Annotated in this window: 22 protein-coding genes and 1 pseudogene; all 23 read left to right on the top strand. The window is 28.8% G+C overall.

Annotated elements, in window-relative coordinates; translation table 11 throughout:
* Window positions 1-290: 290 nt before the first annotated feature.
* Window positions 291-2,534, top strand: a complete 2,244-nt coding sequence (locus JJC01_18970) for an EAL domain-containing protein (GenBank protein ID UDN58212.1) — start codon at window positions 291-293, stop codon at window positions 2,532-2,534.
* Between the two features lie 435 nt (window positions 2,535-2,969).
* Complete coding sequence (locus JJC01_18965; protein ID UDN58211.1) at window positions 2,970-5,000, top strand: PTS sugar transporter subunit IIA; 2,031 nt, start codon at window positions 2,970-2,972, stop codon at window positions 4,998-5,000.
* Window positions 4,997-5,449, top strand: a complete 453-nt coding sequence (locus JJC01_18960) for a PTS sugar transporter subunit IIA (GenBank protein UDN58210.1) — start codon at window positions 4,997-4,999, stop codon at window positions 5,447-5,449. The genes JJC01_18965 and JJC01_18960 overlap by 4 nt, the downstream gene beginning before the upstream one ends.
* Window position 5,450: 1 nt before the next feature.
* Window positions 5,451-6,506: a PTS fructose transporter subunit EIIC gene (locus JJC01_18955; protein ID UDN58209.1), complete on the top strand. Its 1,056-nt coding sequence runs from the start codon at window positions 5,451-5,453 to the stop codon at window positions 6,504-6,506.
* A gap of 78 nt (window positions 6,507-6,584) precedes the next feature.
* On the top strand, window positions 6,585-6,893 hold the full coding sequence (locus tag JJC01_18950; protein ID UDN58208.1) for a PTS fructose-like transporter subunit IIB: 309 nt from the start codon (window positions 6,585-6,587) through the stop codon (window positions 6,891-6,893).
* Between the two features lie 104 nt (window positions 6,894-6,997).
* Window positions 6,998-8,263: a class II D-tagatose-bisphosphate aldolase, non-catalytic subunit gene (locus tag JJC01_18945; GenBank protein UDN58207.1), complete on the top strand. Its 1,266-nt coding sequence runs from the start codon at window positions 6,998-7,000 to the stop codon at window positions 8,261-8,263.
* Between the two features lie 87 nt (window positions 8,264-8,350).
* A complete protein-coding gene (locus JJC01_18940; protein UDN58206.1) occupies window positions 8,351-9,061 on the top strand; it encodes an HAD family hydrolase in 711 nt (236 codons plus the stop codon).
* A gap of 476 nt (window positions 9,062-9,537) precedes the next feature.
* Complete coding sequence (gene purE / locus JJC01_18935) at window positions 9,538-10,014, top strand: 5-(carboxyamino)imidazole ribonucleotide mutase (protein UDN58205.1); 477 nt, start codon at window positions 9,538-9,540, stop codon at window positions 10,012-10,014.
* Between the two features lie 5 nt (window positions 10,015-10,019).
* Window positions 10,020-10,718 (top strand): phosphoribosylaminoimidazolesuccinocarboxamide synthase, encoded by a 699-nt coding sequence (locus JJC01_18930; protein UDN58204.1) that lies wholly within the window; start codon window positions 10,020-10,022, stop codon window positions 10,716-10,718.
* Window positions 10,719-10,729: 11 nt separating this feature from the next.
* Window positions 10,730-12,097 carry an amidophosphoribosyltransferase gene (purF, locus tag JJC01_18925; GenBank protein UDN58203.1) on the top strand — a complete coding sequence of 456 codons (1,368 nt, stop codon included), beginning with the start codon at window positions 10,730-10,732 and terminating at the stop codon, window positions 12,095-12,097.
* Complete coding sequence (locus JJC01_18920; protein ID UDN58202.1) at window positions 12,091-13,167, top strand: phosphoribosylformylglycinamidine cyclo-ligase; 1,077 nt, start codon at window positions 12,091-12,093, stop codon at window positions 13,165-13,167. The genes purF and JJC01_18920 overlap by 7 nt, the downstream gene beginning before the upstream one ends.
* The gene (locus tag JJC01_18915; protein ID UDN58201.1) at window positions 13,161-13,754 is read left to right on the top strand and encodes a phosphoribosylglycinamide formyltransferase; all 594 of its coding nucleotides are present in this window, start codon (window positions 13,161-13,163) and stop codon (window positions 13,752-13,754) included. Before JJC01_18920 ends, JJC01_18915 begins: the two co-directional genes overlap by 7 nt.
* On the top strand, window positions 13,747-15,279 hold the full coding sequence (gene purH / locus JJC01_18910; protein UDN58200.1) for a bifunctional phosphoribosylaminoimidazolecarboxamide formyltransferase/IMP cyclohydrolase: 1,533 nt from the start codon (window positions 13,747-13,749) through the stop codon (window positions 15,277-15,279). Before JJC01_18915 ends, purH begins: the two co-directional genes overlap by 8 nt.
* 10 nt (window positions 15,280-15,289) lie before the next feature.
* A pseudogene (locus JJC01_18905) lies at window positions 15,290-20,371 on the top strand (phosphoribosylformylglycinamidine synthase).
* A 611-nt stretch (window positions 20,372-20,982) separates the two neighbouring features.
* Window positions 20,983-21,651 (top strand): lytic transglycosylase domain-containing protein, encoded by a 669-nt coding sequence (locus JJC01_18900; protein UDN58199.1) that lies wholly within the window; start codon window positions 20,983-20,985, stop codon window positions 21,649-21,651.
* 8 nt (window positions 21,652-21,659) lie between these two features.
* Window positions 21,660-22,088, top strand: a complete 429-nt coding sequence (locus JJC01_18895) for a YaaR family protein (protein ID UDN58198.1) — start codon at window positions 21,660-21,662, stop codon at window positions 22,086-22,088.
* Between the two features lie 23 nt (window positions 22,089-22,111).
* Window positions 22,112-22,426 carry a FliM/FliN family flagellar motor switch protein gene (locus tag JJC01_18890; GenBank protein UDN58197.1) on the top strand — a complete coding sequence of 105 codons (315 nt, stop codon included), beginning with the start codon at window positions 22,112-22,114 and terminating at the stop codon, window positions 22,424-22,426.
* 151 nt (window positions 22,427-22,577) lie between these two features.
* Window positions 22,578-22,853, top strand: a complete 276-nt coding sequence (gene flgM, locus JJC01_18885) for a flagellar biosynthesis anti-sigma factor FlgM (GenBank protein ID UDN58196.1) — start codon at window positions 22,578-22,580, stop codon at window positions 22,851-22,853.
* A gap of 4 nt (window positions 22,854-22,857) precedes the next feature.
* Window positions 22,858-23,274: a flagellar protein FlgN gene (locus JJC01_18880; GenBank protein UDN58195.1), complete on the top strand. Its 417-nt coding sequence runs from the start codon at window positions 22,858-22,860 to the stop codon at window positions 23,272-23,274.
* Between the two features lie 17 nt (window positions 23,275-23,291).
* Entirely contained in the window at window positions 23,292-24,602 is a 1,311-nt protein-coding gene (flgK, locus tag JJC01_18875; protein UDN58194.1) for a flagellar hook-associated protein FlgK, read from the top strand.
* Between the two features lie 18 nt (window positions 24,603-24,620).
* Window positions 24,621-25,553 carry a flagellar hook-associated protein FlgL gene (gene flgL / locus JJC01_18870; protein UDN58193.1) on the top strand — a complete coding sequence of 311 codons (933 nt, stop codon included), beginning with the start codon at window positions 24,621-24,623 and terminating at the stop codon, window positions 25,551-25,553.
* Between the two features lie 18 nt (window positions 25,554-25,571).
* Window positions 25,572-25,961: a flagellar assembly protein FliW gene (locus JJC01_18865; protein ID UDN58192.1), complete on the top strand. Its 390-nt coding sequence runs from the start codon at window positions 25,572-25,574 to the stop codon at window positions 25,959-25,961.
* Window positions 25,955-26,167, top strand: coding sequence for a carbon storage regulator CsrA (gene csrA, locus JJC01_18860; GenBank protein ID UDN58191.1), 213 nt, complete (start codon window positions 25,955-25,957; stop codon window positions 26,165-26,167). Before JJC01_18865 ends, csrA begins: the two co-directional genes overlap by 7 nt.
* Window position 26,168: the final 1 nt, after the last annotated feature.

Raw genomic sequence — 26,168 nt, 5'->3', positions numbered from 1 at the left:
TAGCTTTTTTGATATAAGTATATAGAATTTGTTAGTCTTGAATAAATAGAAACATAAACTTAGATTATGGAATTTGTTTTTAAACAATATTCTACAGCAGTTTAAGGAAAAATATTACATAAATAAAATCAATAAAATGCTTATTAATGAATTATTATTGAAATATAAAGGAGTTTTGTTGAATATTGATAAGTAGAATATTATAATATAGTGTGAATAGTTTTTTGGTAATGAAATTTGTAGAGTTAGTATTTATGCTAAAAATGGACTTATAGTTTGGAGGACAAAAAATGAAATTATCAAGGTACGAAAAAAACAATATGGTTTTGTCTGTGGTTTTATGTGCACTTATTATTTCAATTCTTGTAATTACTGTTTTTACTACTGTAAAACTGTACAACATATCTAATAAGCAAACTAAAAACTATCTAAATGATGTATCTACACAAGTTGTAACAAATGTTGATAATCAAATTAAGTTTATTTTATCTGATTTAAGGCTAATGGCAGATTTTATTAAACAATATGAAGGTGATAGTCGATATGATTACTTAGCAAAAAGAAAAACTAGTTATAAATATTCTGATATTGGAATAATAGATTTAAAAGGTAAAACAAAGTTTTTAAGTGGAAAAGAAGCGGATTTAAAGAATACTATTTCATATAAAAAGGGGATAGAAGGAAAGGAATACACAGAACTTATAGAGTCAATAGATGTTGTACTCTACAGTGTACCTATATTTGATTATAAACATGAGGTATCTAGTATTTTAGTAGGTGTTTCTCAAAAAGAAAGTGTGAATAATATTCTTAGTATTGACAGTTTTAATGGAGAAGGAACTATTGAAATTGTTAATACTAAGGGGAAACCTCTCTTTATAGGTAAAAATAGTGAGTTGATAAAGGACCTTAGTCATAAATATAAAGGTGCTACAAATGAGCATTGGGTTCCCAAAATAATGGATGACTTTAAGAATGAAGAATCAGGAGAAATTACAATAACTTCGTCAAAAAATGTAAAGTGTCTGCTAACGTATCATCCAGTAACAAAAGATTTAAATGATTGGTATTTCATTCTTATAGTGCCTGAAGAAGCTGTTTTAGGTGAATTGAATAAATTAAACATTTTTACAATAATAATGACCTTTATAATTATTTTTATTATTGGAATTATAACATGGATTTTATATACTATTAGAAGAAAATACATAAAACAAATTGAAGATATTGCTTATTTAGATAATATAACAAATGGTATTAATTCAACAAAATTTAGTATGTTAATAAAACCTTTAATTTCAAAATCTCCTGATAATACTTATATGATGATAGCAATAAATATAAAGGATTTTAAGCTAATAAATGACTGTTTTGGTAGTGAAAAAGGAAATAATACACTTAAATATATTTATAATGTTTTAGAAAAAAATATTGCTAATGATGAGGAGTTTGTATGTCGGCATGATGCAGACCTGTTCTATCTATTTATGAAGAATAGACCAGTATTAGAAGTTTTAGAATTACTGTATAAAATAGAAGATGAGATTAATTATTTTAACAAAGGAAAAGAAAACCCATACTTTTTAAGAATATCAGTAGGTATTTACGCAATTGAAAATCATGACGAAGATTTAATTACAATACAAGACCATGTGAATACAGCAAGAAAAAGTTTTAATAAAGCACATAAAAGTGATTTTAATTTTTATAGTGATATAGAAAAAAAACGATTGATATTTGAAAAGGAATTGTCAAATTTAATGGAAAAAGCTCTTGATGATAAAGAATTTTTTATATGCTTACAACCAAAGATTGATATAAAAACTGGAAAGGTTAGTGGTGCAGAATCTCTTGTTCGTTGGAATAGCCCAGAGAAGGGGATGATTTATCCTAGTGATTTTGTTCCAATTTTTGAAAAAAGTGGATTTATATGTGAGTTAGACCTATATGTTCTTGAAGAAACATGTAAATTGATTTCTAAATGGATAAAAGAATGTAAGGAGTTATTAATAATTTCTGTTAATGTATCAAGACAACATTTAAAGGATAAATCATTCTTAGAAAAATATGAGATGATATGTATTAAATATAATGTACCTACATCTTTAATAGACTTAGAACTTACAGAATCTATTTTTTTAGAAAATCCAGAAGCAATTTGTGTAATAGATGATATCCACAGTAAAGGCTTTAAATGTTCTATAGATGATTTTGGATTTGGATATTCATCATTAGGGATATTAAAGGAGTTTAAAGTCGATATAATTAAATTAGATCGTTCATTTTTTGTTAGTAAAAATAATATAGAACGTGGTAAAGTTGTTGTGGAATCTATTATTGAACTTAGCAGGAGACTTGGTATGAAAGTAATTGCTGAAGGTATTGAAGAAGTTGAACAAGTATATTTCTTAAAAAGTATTGGATGTGATTATATTCAAGGTTATGTTTTTTCTAAACCATTATCAATACATGAATTTGAAGAATTCGCATATAATGGTGATAAAGTAAAAAATTTAACAATACCTAATGATTAGGTTTATAAAATTAAATATTTAGGCAAGTTATATAATTTAAATATATAGCTTGCTTTTTTTATTTGTATGTTTAAATCTACAGATATAGTTTTACTTTTAAGTAAAACTTTTAACTATTTTGTTGTTACCCATATAGTTAAAGATATGTAGCAGTTATTAGTAAAGCGTTGAAAATACTATGTAATGTTAAAATATATTGTAATTAGTAGGTGATATAAAGTTTTAAATATAAATATTATATTTTTTAATAAAAATATGTCTACAGATTTTGTAAAAACAATTTTCAAATATTGTAAGTTGTAGTTAAAGCTTTATTGTATTATTCTGAATATAGAAAGATAGTTACTATTTTTAGACATAAAAAAACTTAAATATACAGAATAACATAAAATTTGCAGTATTAATAACTCTAATTATTTTGAAAGGAGGGAAAATATGATAAGTGGAAGAATGTTACTCATTATGAATTTTCTAAAAGGAAAAGAGAAGACAAGTTATAAGGAAATTAGCCAACAATTAAGTATAGAAGAAAGAAAAGTTAGATATGACATAAATAATTTAAATATAGTTTTACAGTCATTAAATAAACCATTAATACAAAAAATAAATAAAGGTGTACTAATTATTCCTAAGAATTTCCAAGTAGTATATATAGATAATAATGAATATGTATTTTCTTTAACTGAGAGAGTATCTATTATGAAGATTATATCAATGTTTAAAATAGATAAGCTAAATTTAGAAAAGTTGAGCAAAGAATTCCAGGTTTCTAGAAGTTCAATTAAAAACGACCTTAATGTTTTATCAAGTGAATTAGAAAGAAACCAAATAACTATTACATATGATAAGACTTTCAAAATAAGTGGAGATGAAAACACTATATATAAACAAAGACTAAGTATATTAAAATTATATTCTTACCTATTTGGTAAAGAAAAGTCTGATTTAAGTGTGTTTGAGCAGTACTTAGTGAAAATTATTGAACAAATATTCAAGGGGATTTCCTTGAATAATATATATAATTGGTCAATAGATTTACTTTCCAAAATGGATTGGATTTTAAATGATGAATCTTTCACATGGTATGTTTCAAATATTTTTCTTTTTACATGGTACATACATTCAGATGAAAAACATCCTTTGGAATCTTCCTCATTAAGTGAACCATATTTTGAAAATAAATTTGACCAAGAATTTGAACAAATCATTCAAAAGAAATTGACTAAAGAACAAATTTTATTGCTAAAAAGTTTTGTGTTTTTTACAAATAAATATGCAAGTTTAAATGAAGATATGGATTTGATTAGTACAGAAATAATAGTTCAAGATTTAATTTACAATATGTCAGAAATATTGAGTGTTGATTTTAAAGAAGATATGATTCTTTATAAAGGATTGCTTAATCATATTGCCCCATTAATAGAAAGAATCAAGCAAAACATACAGATTTATGAAGAACTATTTCATGTAATACCAGATAAGTATCAATATGTACTTGAAGCTACTAAGGTTTCTATACAAAAAAATAGGATGTTAAATCAAATAAAAAATGAAAATGAAATAATACTTTTAGCAATACACTTTTTAGGAAGTGTACAAAGAAATGAGAGAAATAATTATAAAAACATATTATTAGTTTGTGGATTTGGATATGGTGTAATTGCTATGTTAAAAGATACTCTAATAAATGATTATCAAATAAATATAGTGGATAGTATTCCAGCATATAAATTACAAGATTATAAGGAATGGGAAAATATAGATTTTATTATAACAACATCAAAGATAGTTGTAACTTTGCCTAAAGTAGTTATTGAGATTAATCCATTTTTGCAGGAAAACGATTATTTAAAACTCGAAGAAAAAGGAATAAAAAGAAAGAATGTCTTGACTAACTATATATCAATCAAAAAAAGGCTGGATTTCTTAGAAGAAGATGCTCAAAAAAGAGTATTGAGTATCATATGGCAGGAGCTTGGATATAGTGATGAGAGAATATTATCTAGACAGCTTAAATTAAGTGATTTAATAGGTGCTGATACTATTAGTATAATTGATAGAGAAGTTAAGTGGGAAGATGCTGTTAAAATTAGTTCAAATATACTTGCTAATTGTGATTTTGTATCAACACAATATGCTGAGAATATTATAGATATTTTAAATAATGTAGGTTTCTATGCTGTAAAAGATGAAGAGTTTGCTTTATTGCATGGAAATGACAGTTCATTAGTTAAAGTAAGTTCAATAAGCTTACTAATATGTAAAGAGCCAATTAGTTTTGGTGATAAAAAGGTTAAAGTTATATTTTGTTTAGCAAGTAGAGATAAGAAAGAGCAAATTCCAGCAATAATTAATTTAACTAAAATGGTTTATAAGACTAATTTTATTAGTATGTTAGAAAGTGCAAGGACAAAAGAAGAAGCAGAAGGTTTAATTCATAAATATGAGGAGGAGGTCACTGTATGAGTAAATTAGTCAATGTAAAATGCTCATTCAAAATGAAAGCAGATTCAAAAGAAGAAGCTATTACATCATTAGTGGATGTAGTATCAAAAGAGGGGTATTTAAGAGATAAAAATCAATTTTTAGAAGATGTTTTAAAGAGAGAGGAGACATTATCAACATATATTGGGCATGGTATAGGTCTACCTCATAGTCAAAGTATAGGGGTCAAAGATTCTTGTATTACAATTGGAAAGCTTGATGTTCCTATTGAATGGACAGAAGAAGGTGAAAAAGTAGACTTGATATTTTTAATATCAGTAACAAAAGATAATGAAAATAATCTTCATTTAAAGATTTTATCAAAACTAGCACGTTTATTGATGCATGAGAGTTTTAGAAATCAAATTAGAGGGGCAGATGAACAAACAGTTTATAATCTTATAAAAGGAAAGATAGGGGAGGAAGATTAAAATGAGGATTTTAAAGTTTTTACAAAAACATCTTATGACAGCAACATCATATATGATTCCATTTGTAGTTGCTGGGGGAATATTATTTGCTTTATCAGTAACATTAAGTGGACAAGCTGCTGTTCCTGAAACTGGATGGTTAGCTAAACTAAATCAAATTGGTGCTGCAGGTCTAGCTTTATTCATTCCAATATTAGGCGGATATATAGCATTTAGTATGGCAGATAAGCCAGGGCTAGCACCAGGTATGATAGGTGCATATTTAGCAAAAGAAGTAAATGCTGGTTTTATAGGTGGTATTATAGCAGGGTTCATAGCAGGATTTGTTGTATTACAACTGAAGAAAATAAAATTAGCTCCTACAATGAGAACTCTAGGTTCCATATTTATTTATCCTTTGCTTGGTACATTGATTACAGGTGGTATAATTGTATTTTTAATTGGAGAACCTATAGCTTCTTTTATGGCATGGATGACGAACTGGTTAAATGGAATGTCTGGTGTTTCAAAGATTCCTTTAGGGGGTATTTTGGGAGGAATGATAGCTTCTGATATGGGTGGTCCTATAAATAAAGTTGCTGCGACTTTTGCTCAAACACAAGTTGATACACTTCCATACTTAATGGGAGGGGTTGGAGTTGCGATTTGTATACCTCCAATTGGATTAGGGTTAGCAACATTATTATTCCCAAAAAAATTTAGTAAAGAAGAAAGAGATTCAGGAAAAGCATCACTTCTAATGGGATGTGTTGGAATCACGGAAGGAGCTATTCCATTTGCAACAGCGGACCCTGTTAGAGTAATTCCTTGTATTATGGCTGGTTCAATTATTGGAAATATTATGGCTTTTTTACTGGGATGTTTGAATCATGCTCCTTGGGGAGGATTGATAGTACTTCCAGTTGTTGATAACAGGTTGGGTTATATAGCATCTGTACTAACTGGAGCAGTTGTTGTCGCAATATTGATGAAATTAGTAAAGAAAGATGTAAAAGAAGATGAAGAAATTGAAGAAGATATAGATGATTCTATTGAACTAATATTTGAAGAATTATAGATATATAAAATAATAAATTAATTTATATAAAATTGTAAGAAAATTATATAGAACTATAAATTTAAAGGAGATAAAGATATGAAAATTGTAGCAGTAACATCTTGTCCTAGTGGAGTGGCCCATACTTATATGTCAGCTGAATCACTTGAATTATCAGCAAAAAAATTTGGTATAGAAATAAAGGTTGAAACTCAAGGAAGCTCTGGAATAGATAATGAGTTGTCAATTAAAGAAATTGAAGAAGCAACTTGTGTAATATTAACTAATGATGTTGAGATTAGAAATATGGAGCGTTTTAAAGGCAAGAAAGTAGTAAGAATGAGTGTGTCTGATATTATTAAAAAATCTGATGCATTAATTAAGAAAATAAAAGATACTTTTCAATAAAGTTTGATTTATTTTACATATAACATAAAGATGTTTTTATTGAAGATTTTATTAAAAGCATCTTTGAAAACATCTTAAAAAATAGAATAAAAGGAGATATAGTAATGAAAAAATTACCAATAAAAACTGTCGTACAACGATTACTAGACTTACAAAAAGAGGGGAAAAGTGCAACACTTTTAGGGATTGGTCCTATGTCACCTAATTTGTTACAAGCGAGTTTTGAATTAGCAAAGGATGATGATTTTCCTTTAATGTTTATTGCAAGTAGAAATCAAGTAGATGCAGATGAGCTAGGAGGAGGTTATGTAAATGGTTGGAATCAAGAAACATTTACAAGAGATATTAAGAAAATAGCTGATGAAGTGGGATTTGATGGTTTATATTACTTATGCAGAGACCATGGAGGACCATGGCAAAGAGATAAAGAGAGAAATGACCATTTACCTGTTGACAAAGCTATGGAATTAGGAAAAAAATCTTATTTAGCTGATATTGAGGCAGGTTTTGATTTATTAATGATTGACCCTACAAAAGACCCATTTGAAATGGGAAAAGTGATTCCATTGGATATAGTGTTAGAACGAACTGTAGAATTAATTGAATATTGCGAAAAAGAAAGAAAAAGACTTAATTTGCCAGAGATAGGATATGAAGTTGGGACAGAGGAAACAAATGGAGGCTTAACTTCAACTGAGACATATGAAACATTTATAACTAGATTAAAAGTTGAACTTGAAAAGAGAGATTTGCCAATGCCGACATTTATAGTTGGTCAGACAGGTACTCTAACTAGAAAAACAGAACAGGTAGGCACTTTTAACTTTAAGAATGCTTATGATTTAGCTCAAATGGCTAAAAAGTATGGAGTTGGGTTAAAGGAACATAATGGAGATTATTTGGATGATGTGACTTTATTAGAACATATACCATCTCAAATTATTGCGACAAATGTTGCTCCTCAATATGGTACTGAAGAGACTAGAGCATACTTAAAGCTAGCAGAAGTTGAAAGAAAACTAAAGGAAGAAGGATTAATTGAAAAGACTTCAAATATTAGACATGTTCTTCTTGTAGATGCTATTGAATGTGGACGTTGGAGAAAATGGGTGATAGGAGAACAGAAAAATCTAACTACTGAAGAAATCTTTAAGGATGAAGTTTTATCTAATGAAATATTAGATATTGCAGGTCACTATACATTCAATAATGATGATGTTAAAAGAGAGATAGAAATGCTTTATAGTAATTTAAGAAAAAATAACATCAATGGTCAAAGATTTGTTGTAGACCATATTAAGCGTCCTTTACGTGATTATGCAGAATGTTATAATCTAAAAGGTGTAACTACTAGAATTTTAAATAAATAATAGGACTTATAGTGGTAGGTATTGTTATACTAGGTATTTATAGTTATAATTATATTTACCACTATTAAATTTTGGAGGACTAATATTTTGATTAATTTAATTTTTGATGTAGATGATACTTTATACAATCAGTTAACACCTTTTTATATCGCATATGATAAAGTATTTTCTTCAATAAAGAATATTTCTGTTAAAGATTTATATATCAGTAGCAGAAAGTATAGTGATGAGGTATTTCATTTGACTGAGAGTGGAGAGATGCCAATTGAAAAAATGCATGTGTATAGAATAATGAAAGCTTTTGAAGAGTTAGGAAACCCCATTACAGAAAAAGATGCTCAAAATTTTCAAGATGAGTATATATATCAACAATCACAAATAACTCTAATACCAGAGATGGAGCAAGTTTTGAATTTTGCTAAAGAAAAAAATATTAATATTGGAATTATAACTAATGGACCATCTTCTCATCAAAGAATGAAATTAAAGCAATTAAATATTGAAAAGTGGGTTGATGAAGAGAATATTTTTATTTCTAGTGAAGTTGGCTTTTCTAAGCCAGACATTAATATTTTTAGATTAGCTGAGAAATTTATGGGTTTAGATAGGGCAAATACATATTATATAGGTGACTCTTATAAAAATGATGTAGTAGGTGCTAAAAAAGCTGGATGGAAGAGTATCTGGATGAATCATAGGGGGAATAGTTTAGAAGATTTGATTTATGAGCCTGATTTTGTAATTTTAGATTATCAAGAAATGAAATTGTTATATAAAAGATTATTTAAGGATGATTAACTATTGGCAAGATATGAATTTATTGATAAAATACAGAATTAAAAACGGCACTTTATATTTTTAAATTAACAACTATAAAATTATACACTAATGAAAAGGAAGATGATTTATAATAATTAACTTCCTTTTTTAGTATAGACTCTGATACAAGTATGTATAGAAATGAGTATCTTACTGAATTATAAATCTTATAATTTAAAAAATACTATGCAAGTTTACTTTAAAATTATATAAAATATATTTATTTATCAAAAAATAATAAATAAATGAAAAGTAATTTTATTAGGTATCAAAAAAAGCGAATAAAGTTCGATATGGGGAGAATAAAAAAAATACAAGTAATATTTTTTTTAAAAAATTTCAAAAAAGAGTTGATAATATATGTATATTAATATAAAATTTAAGGTGTATAATTCGTATAATGATACGAATGATTTAAAATGTAAAATAACTTATAAACGGAGAGGGGAAGTCTAATGAAAGTAGCAGTAGTTATGGGTTCAAAATCAGATTATCCAAAATTAGAAGAAGGGATAAAACTGCTTGAAAAATATGGAATAGAAGTTGTAGCAAGAGCATTATCTGCTCATAGAACACCAGAACAACTTTCAACATTCCTAAAAGAAATAGAAGATGATACAGATGTAATAATAGCAGCAGCAGGAAAAGCAGCACATCTACCAGGTGTAATAGCTTCACAAACTCTAATTCCAGTAATAGGATTGCCTATTAAATCATCAACTATGGATGGATTAGACTCACTTTTATCAATAGTTCAAATGCCAAAAGGAATACCAGTTGCAACAGTTACAATAGATTTAGGTTTAAATGCAGCTTTATTGGCATTACAAATAATGACTCTAAAATACCCAAAATTAAAAGAAGATTTGAAATCATATAGAGAAGAAATGGCACAAAAGGTGCTAGAAGACGACAAGAACTTAAGGGGGTAACAGAAATGTTATTATATGAAGGAAAAGCAAAACAAGTATATTCTACAGATAATGAAAACGAATATGTTGTTTATTATAAAGATGATGCAACAGCATTTAATGGAGAAAAAAAAGCAGAAATATCTTCAAAAGGTATACTAAATAATAAAATATCAACAATAATCTTTGAAATGTTAAAAGAAAATAATATAAATACACACTTTATAAAAAGTTTATCAGACAGAGAAATGCTAGTTAAGAAAGTAGAAATTTTACCATTAGAAGTGATAGTAAGAAATATTGCTGCTGGTTCTATCTGCAAAAGAGTTGGTCTTGAAGAAGGTGTAGTTTTCGATGAGCCAATCTTTGAAATAAGCTATAAAAACGATGATTATGGTGACCCAATGCTAAATGACGATTATGCAGTGGCAATGAAATTAGCAACTAGAGAAGAATTGAAATTCTTAAGAGAAGAAACTCTAAAAATAAATGAATTGCTAAAAACATTCTTCTTAAAATTAAACCTAAAGTTAGTTGACTTTAAAATAGAATTTGGTAAAGATTCAGAAGGAAACATAATATTGGCAGATGAAGTATCACCAGACACTTGTAGACTTTGGGATGTAAACACAAATGAAAAATTAGACAAAGACAGATTTAGAAGAGACCTTGGAGATCTTGTAGAAGGTTATATGGAAGTACTTTCGAGAATGAATAATAAATAGGAGGCAAATGTATGTGTGGAGTTTTAGGGATTTACTCTAATAAAGATGTAACTAAAGAACTATATTATTCTTTATATTCTATGCAACACAGAGGGCAGGAAAGCTGTGGTTTAGCTCTTTTAGATGATGGAGAAATTAAGTACAAAAAAGATATGGGATTAGTTGGAGATGTTTTTAAGGAAAGTGAATTATCTAAGTTAAAAGGAAATATAGGTATTGGACATGTTAGATATTCAACAGCTGGAGGAAGTCATGTTTCTAACTGTCAGCCTTTAGTTGGAAGTTGCAGAAAAAGACAATTAGCTATAGCTCATAATGGAAATCTAGTAAATGCAAATTATTTAAAAGATATGCTAGAAGAAGATGGATATATGTTCCAAACTAATTCAGATACAGAAGTAATTTTATATATACTTGCAAGATATTACAAAGGTGATATAGTAGAAAGTTTAAAAGTAACAATGGACTATATCAAAGGTGCATATGCCCTTGTAATAATGAGTCAAGATGAATTGGTTGCAGTTAGAGATCCACATGGATTCAGACCTCTTGTACTTGGTAAAAAGGGTGATGAATATATATTTGCATCAGAAAATTGTGCAATAGACATACTTGGCGGAGAAGTTATAAGAGATGTAGAGCCAGGAGAAATAATAGTAGTTAAAGATGGTGAATTAAAATCATATTTTTATTCAGAAAATTATAAACCAGTTAAGAAAAGTTGTATATTTGAACACATATACTTTGCAAGAAATGATGCAACTATAGATAATGTAAATGCATATGAGTTCAGAATTAAATGTGGGGAAAGATTAGCTCAAGATGAAAATGTAAAAGCAGATGTAGTAGTTCCAGTTCCTGATTCAGGTTGGCCAGGAGCTATTGGTTATGCAAATGCTAGTGGATTAAAAATAAGTGAAGGTCTAGTTAAAAATAGATATGTAGGAAGAACATTTATAAAACCTACACAAGAGGAAAGAGAAATAGCTGTAAAAATAAAATTAAATCCTCTTTCAACAGTAATAAAAGGAAAATCTATAATTTTAGTAGATGATTCAATAGTAAGAGGAACTACATCTAAACAGTTAGTAAAATCTTTAAGAGAAGCAGGAGCAAAAGAAATTCATCTTAGAATAACATCTCCTCCAGTAGCTTACTCTTGTTATTATGGAATAGATACTCCAAATCGCTCTAAGTTAATTGCATCAAGTAACAACGTAGAAGAAATGAGAGAATATATTGGATGTGATAGTTTAAAATTCCTAGATATAGAAGGAATGTTAGATGCAGCAGAACATAAGTCTACTTTCTGTAAAGCTTGTTTTGATGGAGAATACCCAGTTAAAAAAATTGATAAGGAGGAACTACTTTCATGTTAACATATAAAGAATCAGGTGTAGATATAGATGAAGGAAATAGAGCAGTAGACCTTATAAAAGGGAAAATTAAAGGAACTTATGATGGAAATGTAGTTGGAGATTTAGGAAACTTTAGTGGATTATACAGTTTAAAAGATTTTGTAGGAATGAAAGAACCAGTTTTGCTTGCATCTACAGATGGTGTTGGGACTAAGTTAAAAATAGCTCAAATGATGGACAAGCATGATACTGTTGGAATAGATTTAGTTGCAATGTGCGTAAATGATTTAATATGTCAAGGTGCTAAGCCATTATTTTTCCTTGATTATATAGCTCTTGGAAAATTAGTTCCTGAGCATATAGAAAAAGTAGTTGGCGGAATAGCAGATGGCTGTAAGATGTCTGGTTGTGCACTAATTGGTGGAGAAACTGCTGAAATGCCTGGAATGTATGGAGATGATGATTATGATTTAGCAGGATTCTCTGTAGGTATAGCAGACAAAGAAAAGATTGTTTCTGGAAATGATGTTAAATCAGGAGATGTATTAGTTGGAATATCTTCAAGTGGAGTACACAGTAATGGATTTTCTTTTATAAGAAAGATATTTTTAGAAACGTATGATTATAAGATGGAACAATATGTAGAAGAACTAGGAATGACAGTTGGGGAAGCACTTTTAACACCAACTAAAATATATGTTAAGTTAGCTTTAGATGTATTAGCTAAACATGATATAAAAGCTATAGCTCACATAACTGGTGGAGGGCTTATAGAAAATATAACAAGAGTTATACCTAAAGGATTAGGATTAGACATCAATAAAAAATCTTGGGAGAAGCCTCCTATATTTAAAATGATAGAAGGTTTTAATGCTGTAGATGAGAGAGAACTTCATAAGAGTTTTAACATGGGTATTGGACTAGTTTTAATAGTAGATAAAGAAAATGCCAATGATGTTGTAAACTTTATAAATAATAGAGAAAATGACAATGCTGCTTATGTAGATAAAAAGTATAGCGAATTATTAGAAGATAAAGCATATATAATTGGTGAAGTAGTAGATAGTCATGAAGGTGTAGAATTATGCTAAATATAGGAGTTTTGATATCTGGCGGAGGAACAAATTTACAAGCAGTTATAGATGGTACTGAGTCTGGAAAAATAAAAGGTCAGGTTAAAGTAGTTATCTCAAGTAAGCAAGATGCTTATGGTTTAGAGAGAGCTAAAAATCATAACATAAAGGCAATTTGTGAAACTAATGAAGACAAGATAATAGAAATTCTTAAAGAAAATAAAATAGATTTAGTAGTTTTGGCTGGTTATTTAAAAATAATCAGCCCAAAGCTGGTTAATGAGTTTAGAAACAAAATGATAAACATACATCCATCATTAATTCCTTCATTTTGTGGGGCTGGATTCTATGGAGAAAGAGTCCATCAGGGAGTAATAGATTATGGGGCTAAAGTAACTGGTGCTACAGTTCATTTTGTGGATGAAGGTGCTGATACTGGACCAATAATAATGCAAGATGTAGTTAAGGTAAATCAAGATGATGATGCAAAAACACTTGCAAAAAGAGTGTTAGAAGTTGAACATAGGATTTTGGAAGAGAGTTTAAGTCTTTTTTGTGAAAATAAATTAAAACTTCAAGGTAGGAGAGTGTTTATAAATGAGTAAGAGAGCTTTAATAAGTGTAACTGACAAAACAGGTGTAGTTGAATTTGCTAAAGAATTAAATAAGTTAGACTATGAAATTATATCTACAGGAAATACTTTTAAGACATTAAAAGAAAATGGAGTTAATGTAATGCAAGTTGAAGATGTTACAAACTTCCCAGAAATATTGGATGGAAGAGTAAAAACATTAAATCCATATATACATGGTGGAATACTTTATAAAAGAGACAAAGAATCTCATGTAGAAACTGTGAATGAACATAAAATACATTCAATAGATTTAGTAGCTGTAAATCTATACGATTTTGAAGGAACTTTAAAAGCTGGAAAAAGCCACGATGAAATGATAGAAAATATAGATATCGGTGGACCATCTATGATACGTTCTGCTGCTAAAAACTATAAAGATGTAATAGTAGTAGTAGATATAAAAGATTATGATTCTATAATAGAAAAATTAAAAACAGACACAATGACATTAGAAGATAGAAAAAAATTATCATATAAAGCTTTCTCAACTACAGGAAGATATGATGCTTTAATATCTAGCTATTTTGCTGGAGAAGTAGGAGATACATATCCTGACATATTAAATTTAACTTTCCAAAAAGAACAAACTTTAAGATATGGAGAAAATCCACATCAAAATGGTTTCTTATATTCACAATCAAATGCAAAAAATCCAATCTTAAATTATGAACAACTAGGTGGTAAAGAACTTTCTTTCAACAACTTAAATGATTTACATGGTTGCTTAGAAGTTATGAGAGAATTTAAAGACAGTGAAGAAGTAGTTTCAGTAGCTATAAAACATGCTAATTCATGTGGTGTAGGATTAGGAAAAGATGCTTTTGAAGCATATACAAAATGTTATGAAGCAGATAAAGTATCAATCTTTGGTGGAATAGTAGGAATAACTTCTACTGTAGACAAAGCTACAGCAGAGAAATTAAATGAAATATTCTTAGAAATAGTAGTAGCATACGATTTTGAACCAGAAGCATTAGAGATACTTAAACAAAAGAAAAATCTAAGAATCTTAAAATTAGCTAAGATAGAAAATAGTTTACAACCATATGAAATGAAATACTTAGATGGAAAATTATTGATACAAGATAGAAACAATACATTAGCAGAAAAAAGTGAAAATGTAACAAAAGCAAAACCAACAGATGAGCAACTTAAAGACATGGAATTTGGTATGAGAGTGGTAAAAAATATGAAGTCAAATGCAATTGCAATAGTAAAAAATGGTCAAACTCTAGCTCTAGGTTGTGGACAAACATCAAGAATTTGGGCATTAAAAAATGCTCTTGAAAATAATAAAGATAAAGATTTTACAGGAGCTGTTTTAGCATCAGATGCATTTTTCCCATTTGATGATTGTGTAACATTAGCTCATGAATATGGAATATCAGCAGTAGTTCAGCCAGGTGGTTCTATAAAAGATAAAGATTCAATAGAAGCTTGTGATAAGTATGATATGGTTATGGTATTTACAGGAATAAGACACTTCAAACACTAAGGAGGATATTATGAAGATATTGGTTGTAGGCGGTGGCGGAAGAGAACATGCTATATGCTGGAAATTAAGCAATGAAAAAAATGTAGAAAAAGTTTATTGTGCGCCAGGTAATGCAGGAATCGCAAATGTAGCAGAATGTGTAAATATAGGTGATACTGATGTAGAAGGGCTTTTAAAATTTGCCAAGGATAACAAAATAGGTCTAACAATAGTAGGTCCAGAAGTACCACTAGTTATGGGAATAGTAGATGAATTTGAAAAAGAAGGTTTAAGAGTATTTGGACCTAATAAAAAATGTGCTCAACTTGAAGGAAGTAAAGCTTTTTCAAAAGATTTTATGATAAAGCATAACATACCTACTGCAAAATATAAAGAATATACAAACTTAGAAGAAGCTATATCAGAAATAGATAGCTTTGGGTATCCAGTAGTAATAAAAGCGGACGGATTAGCTGCTGGAAAAGGTGTTGTAATACCTGAAAATAGAGAAGATGCTATAGCAACTTTAAAAGAAATGATGTCAGATAAGAAATTTGGAACTGCTGGAGATAAAATAGTAATTGAAGAATTTTTAAAAGGTATAGAAACTTCTATCTTGGCATTTGTAGACAATAATACAATAGTTCCTATGGCAAGTGCAAAAGACCATAAAAAGGTAAACAATTATGAACAAGGACCGAATACAGGTGGAATGGGAACTTTTTCACCTAGTGAAATCTATACAGAAGAATTAGCAAATAAAGTAAAAGAAACAGTACTAGAAAAAACATTAGAAGGATTCAAAAAAGATGGACTTAACTTTAAAGGTATTTTATTTGTTGGTCTTATGATAACTGATGATGGAGAGAAAGTACTTGAATATAATGTAAGATTTGGAGACCCTGAAACACAATCTGTTTTATTTAGATTAGAAACAGATTTACATGAAATAATGGAAGCTATACTTGACAATAAGTTAAAAGACATAGAAATAAATTATAGTGATGATGAAGCTGTATGTGTTATGCTTACATCAGGAGGGTATCCAGACAGTTATGAAAAAGGAAAAGTTATAACTGGTCTTGAAAATTTAGATGATGATATAGTAGTATTCCACAGTGGTACTAAGATTCTTGACGGCAATTTAGTTACTAATGGGGGAAGAGTAATTGGTATAACTACAAAATCAGATACAGTTAAAGATGCAGCAGAAAAAGTTTATGAAAATATAAAAAAAATAAATTTTGAAGGAATGCATTATAGAACAGACATAGGTAGATAATTTTTCTAAAATGGAGGATAAGGTATGTTGAATACTGGAAATAAAGACTCAATGGTTAGAAGAGTACTAGTTGAAAAAAGAGAAGGTTTTGACCTTGAGGCTAAAGCTTTAAAAAAGGATTTAGTGGAAAGTTTGCACATAAGTAGTATAGAAGATTTAAGAATATTAAATAGATATGATGTAGAAGGAATATCAGAAGATGTTTATGAAAATGCAGCAAAGACAATCTTTTCTGAGCCAAATCTAGATGTAGTATACTATGAGGAAATACCAGAATTAAATGGAGAAAAAGTATTTGCAATAGAGTTCCTACCTGGTCAATATGACCAAAGGGGTGACTGGGCAGCTCAATGTGTCCAAATAGTAAATCAAGGTATAAGACCTGCTATTAATACAGCAAAGGTTTATATATTATCAGGTAAAATAACTGATGAAGAATTTAGCAAAATAAAGGATTACTGCATAAATCCAGTGGATAGTAGAGAAGCATCTTTAGAAAAACCAGAAACATTAAAAATGGAAACTGAGATACCAACAGCAGTTGAAATATTAGATGGATTTATAGATTTAAATGAAGACGGATTAAAATCATTTGTAAGTGACAAAGGATTAGCAATGACTTTAGGAGACTTACAACATGTTCAAAAATATTTCAAAGATACAGAAAAGAGAAACCCAACTATAACAGAAATAAAAGTTCTAGATACTTATTGGTCTGATCATTGTAGACATACTACTTTTATGACTGAAATAGAAAATGTGAAAATAGAAGATGGTAAATTTAATGATATAGTAAAAGAAGCATATCAAATGTATCTTAACTCAAGAGACAATGTATATGTAAATAGACATAAAGATATATGCTTAATGGATATAGCTACAGTTGCAGTAAAAGAATTAAAGAAAAATGGTAAGTTAAATGACCTAGATGAAAGTGAAGAAATAAATGCATGTAGTATAAATGTGGATGTTGAAGTTGATGGAAAGATGGAAAAATATTTAGTAATGTTTAAAAATGAAACTCATAACCATCCAACTGAAATAGAGCCGTTTGGTGGAGCAGCTACTTGTTTAGGTGGAGCTATAAGAGACCCATTATCAGGAAGAAGTTATGTTTACCAAGCAATGCGTGTTACAGGAAGTGCTGACCCAAGAACCACTTTAGAGGACACTTTACCTGGAAAGCTTATGCAAAGAAAAATAACTACAGAAGCAGCTCATGGATATAGCTCATATGGGAACCAAATAGGTCTTACAACTGGACAAGTTGCAGAAGTATATGACGAAAACTTTGTTGCAAAAAGAATGGAAATAGGTGCAGTTATAGCAGCAGCACCAAAAGAAAATGTAGTAAGAGAAAGACCAGAAGTAGGAGATGTAATAGTTCTTCTTGGAGGAAAAACAGGAAGAGATGGTTGTGGAGGAGCAACTGGTTCATCTAAAGAACATAGTGAAGAATCAATATTAACTTGTAGTGCAGAAGTTCAAAAAGGAGATGCTCCTAACGAAAGAAAAATACAAAGATTCTTTAGAAATAAAGAAGTTGCTCAAATGATAAAAAGATGTAATGACTTTGGAGCAGGTGGAGTTTGTGTTGCTATAGGTGAGATTGCTGATAGTTTGGACATAAACTTAGATTTAGTGCCTAAAAAATACGATGGGCTTGATGGAACTGAACTTTCAATTTCAGAATCACAAGAGCGTATGGCAGTAGCTATAAAAAAAGAAAATAAAGATAAATTTATACAATTAGCAGTAGAAGAAAACTTAGAAGCTACACATGTAGCTACAGTAACTGATACAGGATATTTAAGAATGTTCTGGAATGGAAAAGCAATTGTAGATATAAATAGAGAGTTTTTAGATACAAATGGAGTGAAACAAACTACTGATGTCCATGTTACTAAAGTAGATGAAGAAAACACATTCTTTAGCTCTAATGAAATAGTAAAAGATGTTAAGTGTGCAAGTATGAAAGATAAATTTACAAAAGTATTATCTGACCTTAATGTTTGTTCTCAAAAAGGATTAGTAGAGATGTTTGATAATACAATTGGTGGAAATACAGTACTTATGCCATTTGGTGGAAAGTATCAAGCCACTCCAACTCAAGGTATGGTTGCTAAGATACCAGTTCTTGGTGGAGAAACTAATACTTCTACAATAATGACTTATGGATATAATCCAAAAGTAGGGAAATGGAGTCCATTCCATGGAGCTTTATATGCAGTAGTAGAATCTGTATGTAAATTAGTTGCTATTGGAGGAAATTACAGTACAACAAGACTTACATTCCAAGAGTACTTTGAAAAACTTGGTAACAATCCAGAAAAATGGGGCAAACCATTCTCAGCACTTTTAGGAGCATTTTATGCACAAAGTAAGTTTGAAATACCTGCTATAGGTGGAAAAGACAGTATGTCTGGTACATTTAAAGATATTGAAGTTCCACCAACATTAGTTTCATTTGCTGTTGATACAGTAGATGCTAGAAAAGTAGTATCTCCAGAATTTAAAAAAGCAGATTCAAAAGTAGTAATGTTATGTGTAAATAAAGCAGAAAATAATGTTATAGACTTTGAAGAACTAAAGAAAAACTTAGATAAAGTAAGAGAACTTATACATGAAAATAAAGTTTTATCAACATATGCATTGGGATTTGCAGGTGTAGGTGAAGCAATAAGTAAAATGGCTTTTGGTAACAAAATAGGATTTAAGTTTAATGAAGAAGCTGAAAAAGTATATACAGATGATAAATTATTTGAAGCTAGTTATGGAAATATAGTACTTGAATTAGCAAATGATGATTTAAGCATGTTAGATGGATATAATTACATAGTGCTTGGAAGTACAGTTAAAGATGCTAGTATATTCATTAAAGGTGAAGAACTTTCATTAGATGAATTATATAAAGCGCATTGTAGTACTTTAGAGCCTATATTCCCAACTAAAACAGAAGAAGTAAAATCAAAAATAGAGACTATAAGCTATATATCACAAGGAGAGGCTAAAAAATCATCATTAAGTATAGCTACTCCAAGAGTATTTATACCAGCATTCCCTGGAACAAACTGTGAATATGACTCTGCAAGAGCATTTGAAAGAGCAGGGGCTAATGCAAATATAAGAGTATTTAAGAATTTAACTTATAAAGACATAGAAGATTCTATAGATACAATAGTGAATGAAATAAAATCTTCTCAAATAATAATGTTACCAGGAGGATTTAGTGCTGGTGATGAGCCAGATGGTTCTGGTAAATTTATAGCTACTGTATTTAGAAACCCTAGAGTTCAAGAAGCTATAAATGAGTTTTTAACTCAAAAAGATGGTTTGATGTTAGGTATCTGTAATGGATTCCAAGTATTAATTAAGTTAGGTTTAGTTCCATATGGAGAAATAAGAGTTCCAAGTGAAAGTGCACCAACACTTACTTACAATAATATTGGACGTCATCAAGCTAAGATTGCTAGAACTAGAATTTCATCTAATAAATCTCCTTGGTTAGCTCAAACTAATGTTGGAGATATTCACAATATAGCTATTTCTCATGGAGAAGGTAAATTTGTTGCTAGTGAAGATGTTATGAGAGAATTAATTGCTAATGGACAAGTAGCAACTCAATATGTTGATTTTAATAATGAAGCTACTTATGATATTGAATTTAATCCAAATGGTTCATTCTATGCTGTTGAAGGTATAACTAGTGCTGATGGTAGAGTGTTTGGTAAAATGGGACATTCTGAGAGAATTGGTGAGGAAGTATTTAAGAATATCATAGGTGAAAAAGACCAAAAGATATTTGAATCTGGAGTTAAGTATTTTAGATAGGATTCTGGTAATTAATTGGTAATTACAATATATTTTATATATTTAGATTTAAAGGGATGTAATAATGTGATGATAATCATTTAATATTACATCTCTTTTTTATTTATATAAAAATAATATATTCTACTCAAGTCAAAATATAAGCTATGTTATAATTAATTATTAAGCAGAATTGAATATTTATTGGAGGGTAAAAACAATCAATGAAAATATTAATAACAAGGTATAGTAGTCAATTAAAAAAATAATTAGTAAATAATTTGAGTATAAATATTTTTTTTATTTATCCGATAATCATAATATGGCAAAATCAAATTTAAAGATTTAATAAATTTGAAAGGGATTATTTTAGTAAAATGGTTTATGATAAGACTATATTATATGACAAAATGTATATCAAAGTAAATATTTGCAATATATAATAAATTAATAATATATCATTCTATGTCGATTCTTATGTTGATAGGTATATACTTATAATATCTATAACAAAAGATTCTTTATAGAAAACTATAAGAAGGAGGATTTTACATATTATAGGAACTCAGGTACTTAGAGTTCTATGAGGGTTAACTTTAAAGTTTATAAAATTTTGAAAGGGGAGTCTTATATTGAATGAAATAGGTTCACTAATTAATATATTAGCATTGACGCAATTATCTGGCAGTAATTCTACAAATCAGTGTAATTGTGGATATAATAATTCATCTGGATTTGATATGATTATGATGACCTTATTAAAAGCATTATCACAAAACAATCAACAAACTTCTAATGGATATAATTTATCGTCTAATTCTGAACAACTATTTAATGAACTTGATAGTGTAGCAAATAATACAGTTGGTAAATTTATAGAAGTTGATACAAAAGATAAAAATGTAAAGTCAAGAATTGAAAATGCTGTAGAGCAAGCATCAAAACAATATAATGTAGATGCGAATCTTATAAAAGCAATAATTAAAGTTGAATCGGATTTTAATCCAAATACTGTATCTTCTGCTGGGGCTAAAGGCCTTATGCAACTTATGCCAGAAAATTGCAGAGATTTGGGTGTCGCAGACCCTTTTAATATAGAGCAGAATATAGATGCTGGAACTAGACACATTAAGGAATACATTGATATGTTTGGAGGGAGCATAGAAATGGGATTGATGGCATATAATGGTGGTCCTGGAAGGATGAAAAGTAGAGGGGTAGAATCAATTTCTGACTTGTATAAAATGCCAAAAGAAACACAAAATTATATTCCTAAGGTTATGAAATATTATAGAGGGTAGGCTTTATTATGGGTATAAATATAGATAAGCTAAACATAAGTCCAAGTAGAAATATAGAGGTGAAAAAAACAAAGGAAAATAATAAATTTTCTGACAGCTTAAACTCTGTAAAACAATCTTCTTCAATGGAAGATATAAAACGAAATCTGGAAAGTGTAAAAAAGGCAGGAGAGAGGCTTGTACTTACTCAAAACTATGGCGATATTAGTATATATAAAAATGCAGTAAAAGAATACCTAAAATCTGTTGTAGATAACATGTATTCACTTGATAAAAATAGTAGCTTTTGGGAGCATCAGTATTATAAGAATGTAAAGATTGTTGACAATAAACTTGAGGATATGACTAGTAAGTTACTTAGTGAAGAAAAAGAAAACATAGATATTGTTTCTACTGTTGATATGATACAAGGCTTGTTGATAGATATGTATAGATAAGGTTATACAAGGAGAAAAGTTTTATGAATAGCAAAAAAGAGGATATATATGAATTGAATTTTGGGCAACTAATAGAAGAAAAGACTGGTGTTATAGAAGAAAATCAAAATGTTTTTAATGCAAAAGTAAATGTAGCTGTTTCTATAGGAAACACAACAGAAACAATAAAAAATATATTAGATTTAAAAGAAGGCTCTATAATAAAACTAAATAAGAATGTGGATGAAAAATTAGATATATATGCAAATGATAGATTATTTGCTTATGGAGAAAGTATTATTACAAATGAGAAATTATCTGTAAGATTATCTAAAATAGAAGATTCAGATATAAATTAGCATTTTAAATAGTATCCCTTTAGGCTATTCCGTATGAGTTTAGCTAAGGGGATATTTTTATAAAAAATTTAAAATATGTTTGAATCATATAAATGTTTTTATTTTCTGAGCGATAACTAAATTATAAGTATGTAATTTTGGAGGTGAAACTATGGATATTAAAAATGTAAGTTCAAATATTGTAGTGAATAATTATTTAAAGAATACATCAGGTGTAAAAAAAGTGGAAGAAGTTCAAAAAACTAGTAAAACAGACAAGATAGAGCTATCTAAATTTGCAAAGGAAATGGCAAGTGTATCAAATATGAGTGATGAGACTATTAGAAATAAAAAAATCGATGAAATAAAAAATGCATTGGAAAGTGGAACTTACAAAATAAAACCAGAAGAAATTGCGAAAAAAATGATAGAGGATATGCGAGGATAAAGTCATGATTACAGACTTAAAAGTTATAATATATGAAGAAAAAAAGATACTTAGTAATATGATGGAATTATTAAAAGAACAATTTGATTATATAGTTGTAAAAGATATAGAAAATTTAAATGGATTAAATCCTAAATTAGAAGATATTAGTAGAGAACTTGCATCTATAGAGATAAAGAGAAGACAGCTTTTTAGTGGTGATATTTCAATGAGTGAAGTTGTTGAAAATAGTAATGATGAATATTTAAAAGAAATATATACAGACTTAAAGCACATTATTGCTTTAGCTAAAAATCAACAAGAATCAAATGATTCTCTAATAAAGAAAGAACTTATTTTTACGAAAAAAATGATTAATTTTATAAAACCAGCGGATAAACAAACTACAACTTATAATTCTTATGGAAATATTAGAAAATAGATATTGGGAGGAGAAATATGGCAGGATTATTTTCCATTTTAAATACAGCTAATTCAGGCATGAATGCACATCAAAAAGCAATACAGACAATTTCTCATAATATAAGTAATCTAGATACAGAAGGTTATTCTAGGCAGAGAACAGAATTTGCTACAAATAGCCCAATGTATATGCCTAGCTTAAACAATGCAATTGGAAGAGGTCAATTAGGAACTGGTGTACATGTAACAGATGTAACAAGAGCTAGAAATAGTTTTTATGATTACCAATTTAGAGCAGAGGCTCATAAATATGGTAATACAGTTTCAAAGTATGATTATTATAATACTATAGAAACTATAATAAATGAACCATCAGACTATGGTATATCTGCAGGGATAGATGATTTTTTCAAAGGATGGGAATCATTAGCAAAGGATATAAATAGTGATAGCAAAAAAAGTTTAGTAGTAGAAAATGCATCAAATTTAGCAACTCTAATAAGTGAGAGTTATAAGAAACTTGATAAGTTAAAAGGAGATATAGATGATAATATAGATTCTGAGATAAAACAGATAAATGACATGTTAAAGAGCCTTGAAGATTTGAATAAATCTATTGATGTTATATCTGGCTCTGGTTCGACGCCAAATGATTTACTTGACGAAAGAGATAGAATCTTAGATGATTTAAGTTTTAAGCTAGACCTTGAAAATGGCGATGTTAAAAATATGCTTGCAGATGGTAAATTAGAACTTAATGAACTAAAAAATCCAGATGGGACTTGGAAAACAGGTGTATCAGGAACTTTACAAGGGCTGTTTGAAATGCATGGTAAGATTGATACATATAAAAGCGATTTAAAAGACGTATCTGATGGATTAGCTAAACAGATAAATGATGTTTATAATACATCTGCTGGAATAACAGTAACAGATTTTTTTATAACTTCAAATGTAGATGGTGAAGATATCATAAAGGTAAATCCAGCTATAAAGAGTAATCCAAATGAATTAAAGCTTACTGCTGATGAGGCTTCGAAGATTGCTAAGCTAAAAGATGAAAAAATAGATATTGGAGCAGTTGGTGGAAAAGTAAGTACAATAAGTGACCACTATAAAGCTTTTGCAGAAGCAGTAGGTTTAGATTCTAAAAAGGTAAATCAAGATGAAGTGAATCAACGTAAAATTATAAATAATATTGATAGTTCACGAATGAGTGTTTCAGGTGTATCTTTAGATGAAGAAATGACAGAGCTTATAAAAGTACAACGTTCATATCAAGCCAGTGCAAAAGTTATGTCCACAGCTGTGCAACTATTGGATGTTGTAATAAATGGAATAATTTAACAGAAGGAGGAATTTATAATGAGAGTTAGTACAGGCATGATGTCTAGTAGTTATCTAAATTCATTGCAAGATAATCTACAAAGATTAGACAAGGTTAATAGACAAGTTAATACAACGAAAGAAATAAATAAATTATCTGATAATCCATATAAAGCAATAAAGATATTGAATTCAAAAAGTGAAATAAAAACTATGGAGACTTATATTGAAAACTGTAATGATACAGCAAATTGGTTAGAGACTACTGATACTTCATTAGATCAGCTTGGAAAGTTGTTGTCAGATATAAAGAAAAATTTAGTGGCAAGTGGTGATGGAGCATATTCAGAGGATGAGCTAAAGACTCTCAGCAACTCAACTAATGAAAAAATGAAAGAAATCGCAAATGCTTTAAATGCAACGCATGAAGGTAAGTATATATTTTCAGGTTCAAATACAGGTATACCACCTGTTGATTGTATAGAGAATGCTGATGGCTCAGTAAGCTTAAAGTTTAATTCTAGTTTAAATCTTAACAAATTAAAGGATTCTTTGAGTATGGATGTAGCTCAAGGAATAAGTGTAGATTATAATGTTAAGTTGAGTAGTCTTGGATTTGACCCAACAAAGACTGATTCATTTGAGGAGCTAAATAATATATCAAAGAAACTAGCAAATCCAACTGATGCGGCTATAAAAGAATTGACGACAACTTGCTTAGGAGATATGGATAAACTAATAGAAAATACAGTAAATGTTAGGTCTATATATGGGACAAAAGCAAATACAGTAGATGCTATGAAGGAAAAAAACGATGATAGTTTGATACAGTTAAAGGATGTTCTATCACAAAATGAAGAGATAGATTATGGAGAAAAACTTGTTCAATTAAAGGCTGCAGAATTAACTTATCAAGCTTCTCTACAAACAGGAGGAAAGTTATTTAATGTATCTATATTAGATTACATATAGTAAAATAACGCACATATTATGAAGGTTACATTGAAAAAAGGTATACTAGGATTTGAAAATCTAAGAGAATATGAACTTTTAGATATAGAAAATAATGATACTTTAAAAGAATTTAATTCTACTGAAGAGGATTGTATAGGATTTATTATTGTATCACCATTTGAGATAATTAAGGAATATGAAATTGTTCTGAATAAAGATATAATAGAAAATCTTGAAATAGAGTCTCCTAATGATATTATGATATTTAATATAATAACTCTTGGCCAAACTTTAGAAGAATCAACTGTAAACATGAAAGCTCCTATAGTAATAAATATAAAAAATAATTATGGAATGCAAATAATCTTACAAGAAGAAAAATACAGTATAAGACATCCATTATTGAGAGGTGATGATGGATGTTAGTTATTTCTAGAAAAAAGGGAGAGTCAATACTTATAGGAGAAAATATTGAAGTCAAGGTAGTAGGTGTTGATGGAAATAATGTTAAATTAGCTATGTCAGCTCCAAATAATATAGGAATATTAAGAAAAGAAATTTATGAAAAGATAAAAGAAGAAAATATAAAAGCAACAAATAAAAATATAGATATTTTGAGTAATTTAAAATAAA

The sequence above is a fragment of the Clostridioides sp. ES-S-0010-02 genome, from assembly GCA_020641055.1.
Taxonomy (GTDB): Bacteria; Bacillota; Clostridia; order Peptostreptococcales; family Peptostreptococcaceae; genus Clostridioides.
The sequence above is the reverse complement of the archived record's forward strand: the minus strand, read 5'-3'. Positions and strand labels throughout refer to the sequence as shown.

Excerpts from the sequence above, each read along its gene's own strand:
- JJC01_18945 (UDN58207.1), top strand. The coding sequence starts at position 6,998 with ATGAAAAAATTACCAATAAAAACTGTCGTACAACGATTACTAGACTTA.
- JJC01_18915 (UDN58201.1), top strand. The coding sequence starts at position 13,161 with ATGCTAAATATAGGAGTTTTGATATCTGGCGGAGGAACAAATTTACAA.
- flgK (UDN58194.1), top strand. The coding sequence starts at position 23,292 with ATGGCAGGATTATTTTCCATTTTAAATACAGCTAATTCAGGCATGAAT.
- JJC01_18930 (UDN58204.1), top strand. The coding sequence starts at position 10,020 with ATGTTATTATATGAAGGAAAAGCAAAACAAGTATATTCTACAGATAAT.
- purE (UDN58205.1), top strand. The coding sequence starts at position 9,538 with ATGAAAGTAGCAGTAGTTATGGGTTCAAAATCAGATTATCCAAAATTA.
- flgL (UDN58193.1), top strand. The coding sequence starts at position 24,621 with ATGAGAGTTAGTACAGGCATGATGTCTAGTAGTTATCTAAATTCATTG.
- JJC01_18880 (UDN58195.1), top strand. The coding sequence starts at position 22,858 with ATGATTACAGACTTAAAAGTTATAATATATGAAGAAAAAAAGATACTT.
- flgM (UDN58196.1), top strand. The coding sequence starts at position 22,578 with ATGGATATTAAAAATGTAAGTTCAAATATTGTAGTGAATAATTATTTA.
- JJC01_18950 (UDN58208.1), top strand. The coding sequence starts at position 6,585 with ATGAAAATTGTAGCAGTAACATCTTGTCCTAGTGGAGTGGCCCATACT.
- JJC01_18960 (UDN58210.1), top strand. The coding sequence starts at position 4,997 with ATGAGTAAATTAGTCAATGTAAAATGCTCATTCAAAATGAAAGCAGAT.
- JJC01_18970 (UDN58212.1), top strand. The coding sequence starts at position 291 with ATGAAATTATCAAGGTACGAAAAAAACAATATGGTTTTGTCTGTGGTT.
- JJC01_18965 (UDN58211.1), top strand. The coding sequence starts at position 2,970 with ATGATAAGTGGAAGAATGTTACTCATTATGAATTTTCTAAAAGGAAAA.
- JJC01_18920 (UDN58202.1), top strand. The coding sequence starts at position 12,091 with ATGTTAACATATAAAGAATCAGGTGTAGATATAGATGAAGGAAATAGA.
- JJC01_18955 (UDN58209.1), top strand. The coding sequence starts at position 5,451 with ATGAGGATTTTAAAGTTTTTACAAAAACATCTTATGACAGCAACATCA.
- JJC01_18895 (UDN58198.1), top strand. The coding sequence starts at position 21,660 with ATGGGTATAAATATAGATAAGCTAAACATAAGTCCAAGTAGAAATATA.
- JJC01_18865 (UDN58192.1), top strand. The coding sequence starts at position 25,572 with ATGAAGGTTACATTGAAAAAAGGTATACTAGGATTTGAAAATCTAAGA.
- JJC01_18890 (UDN58197.1), top strand. The coding sequence starts at position 22,112 with ATGAATAGCAAAAAAGAGGATATATATGAATTGAATTTTGGGCAACTA.
- csrA (UDN58191.1), top strand. The coding sequence starts at position 25,955 with ATGTTAGTTATTTCTAGAAAAAAGGGAGAGTCAATACTTATAGGAGAA.
- purH (UDN58200.1), top strand. The coding sequence starts at position 13,747 with ATGAGTAAGAGAGCTTTAATAAGTGTAACTGACAAAACAGGTGTAGTT.
- purF (UDN58203.1), top strand. The coding sequence starts at position 10,730 with ATGTGTGGAGTTTTAGGGATTTACTCTAATAAAGATGTAACTAAAGAA.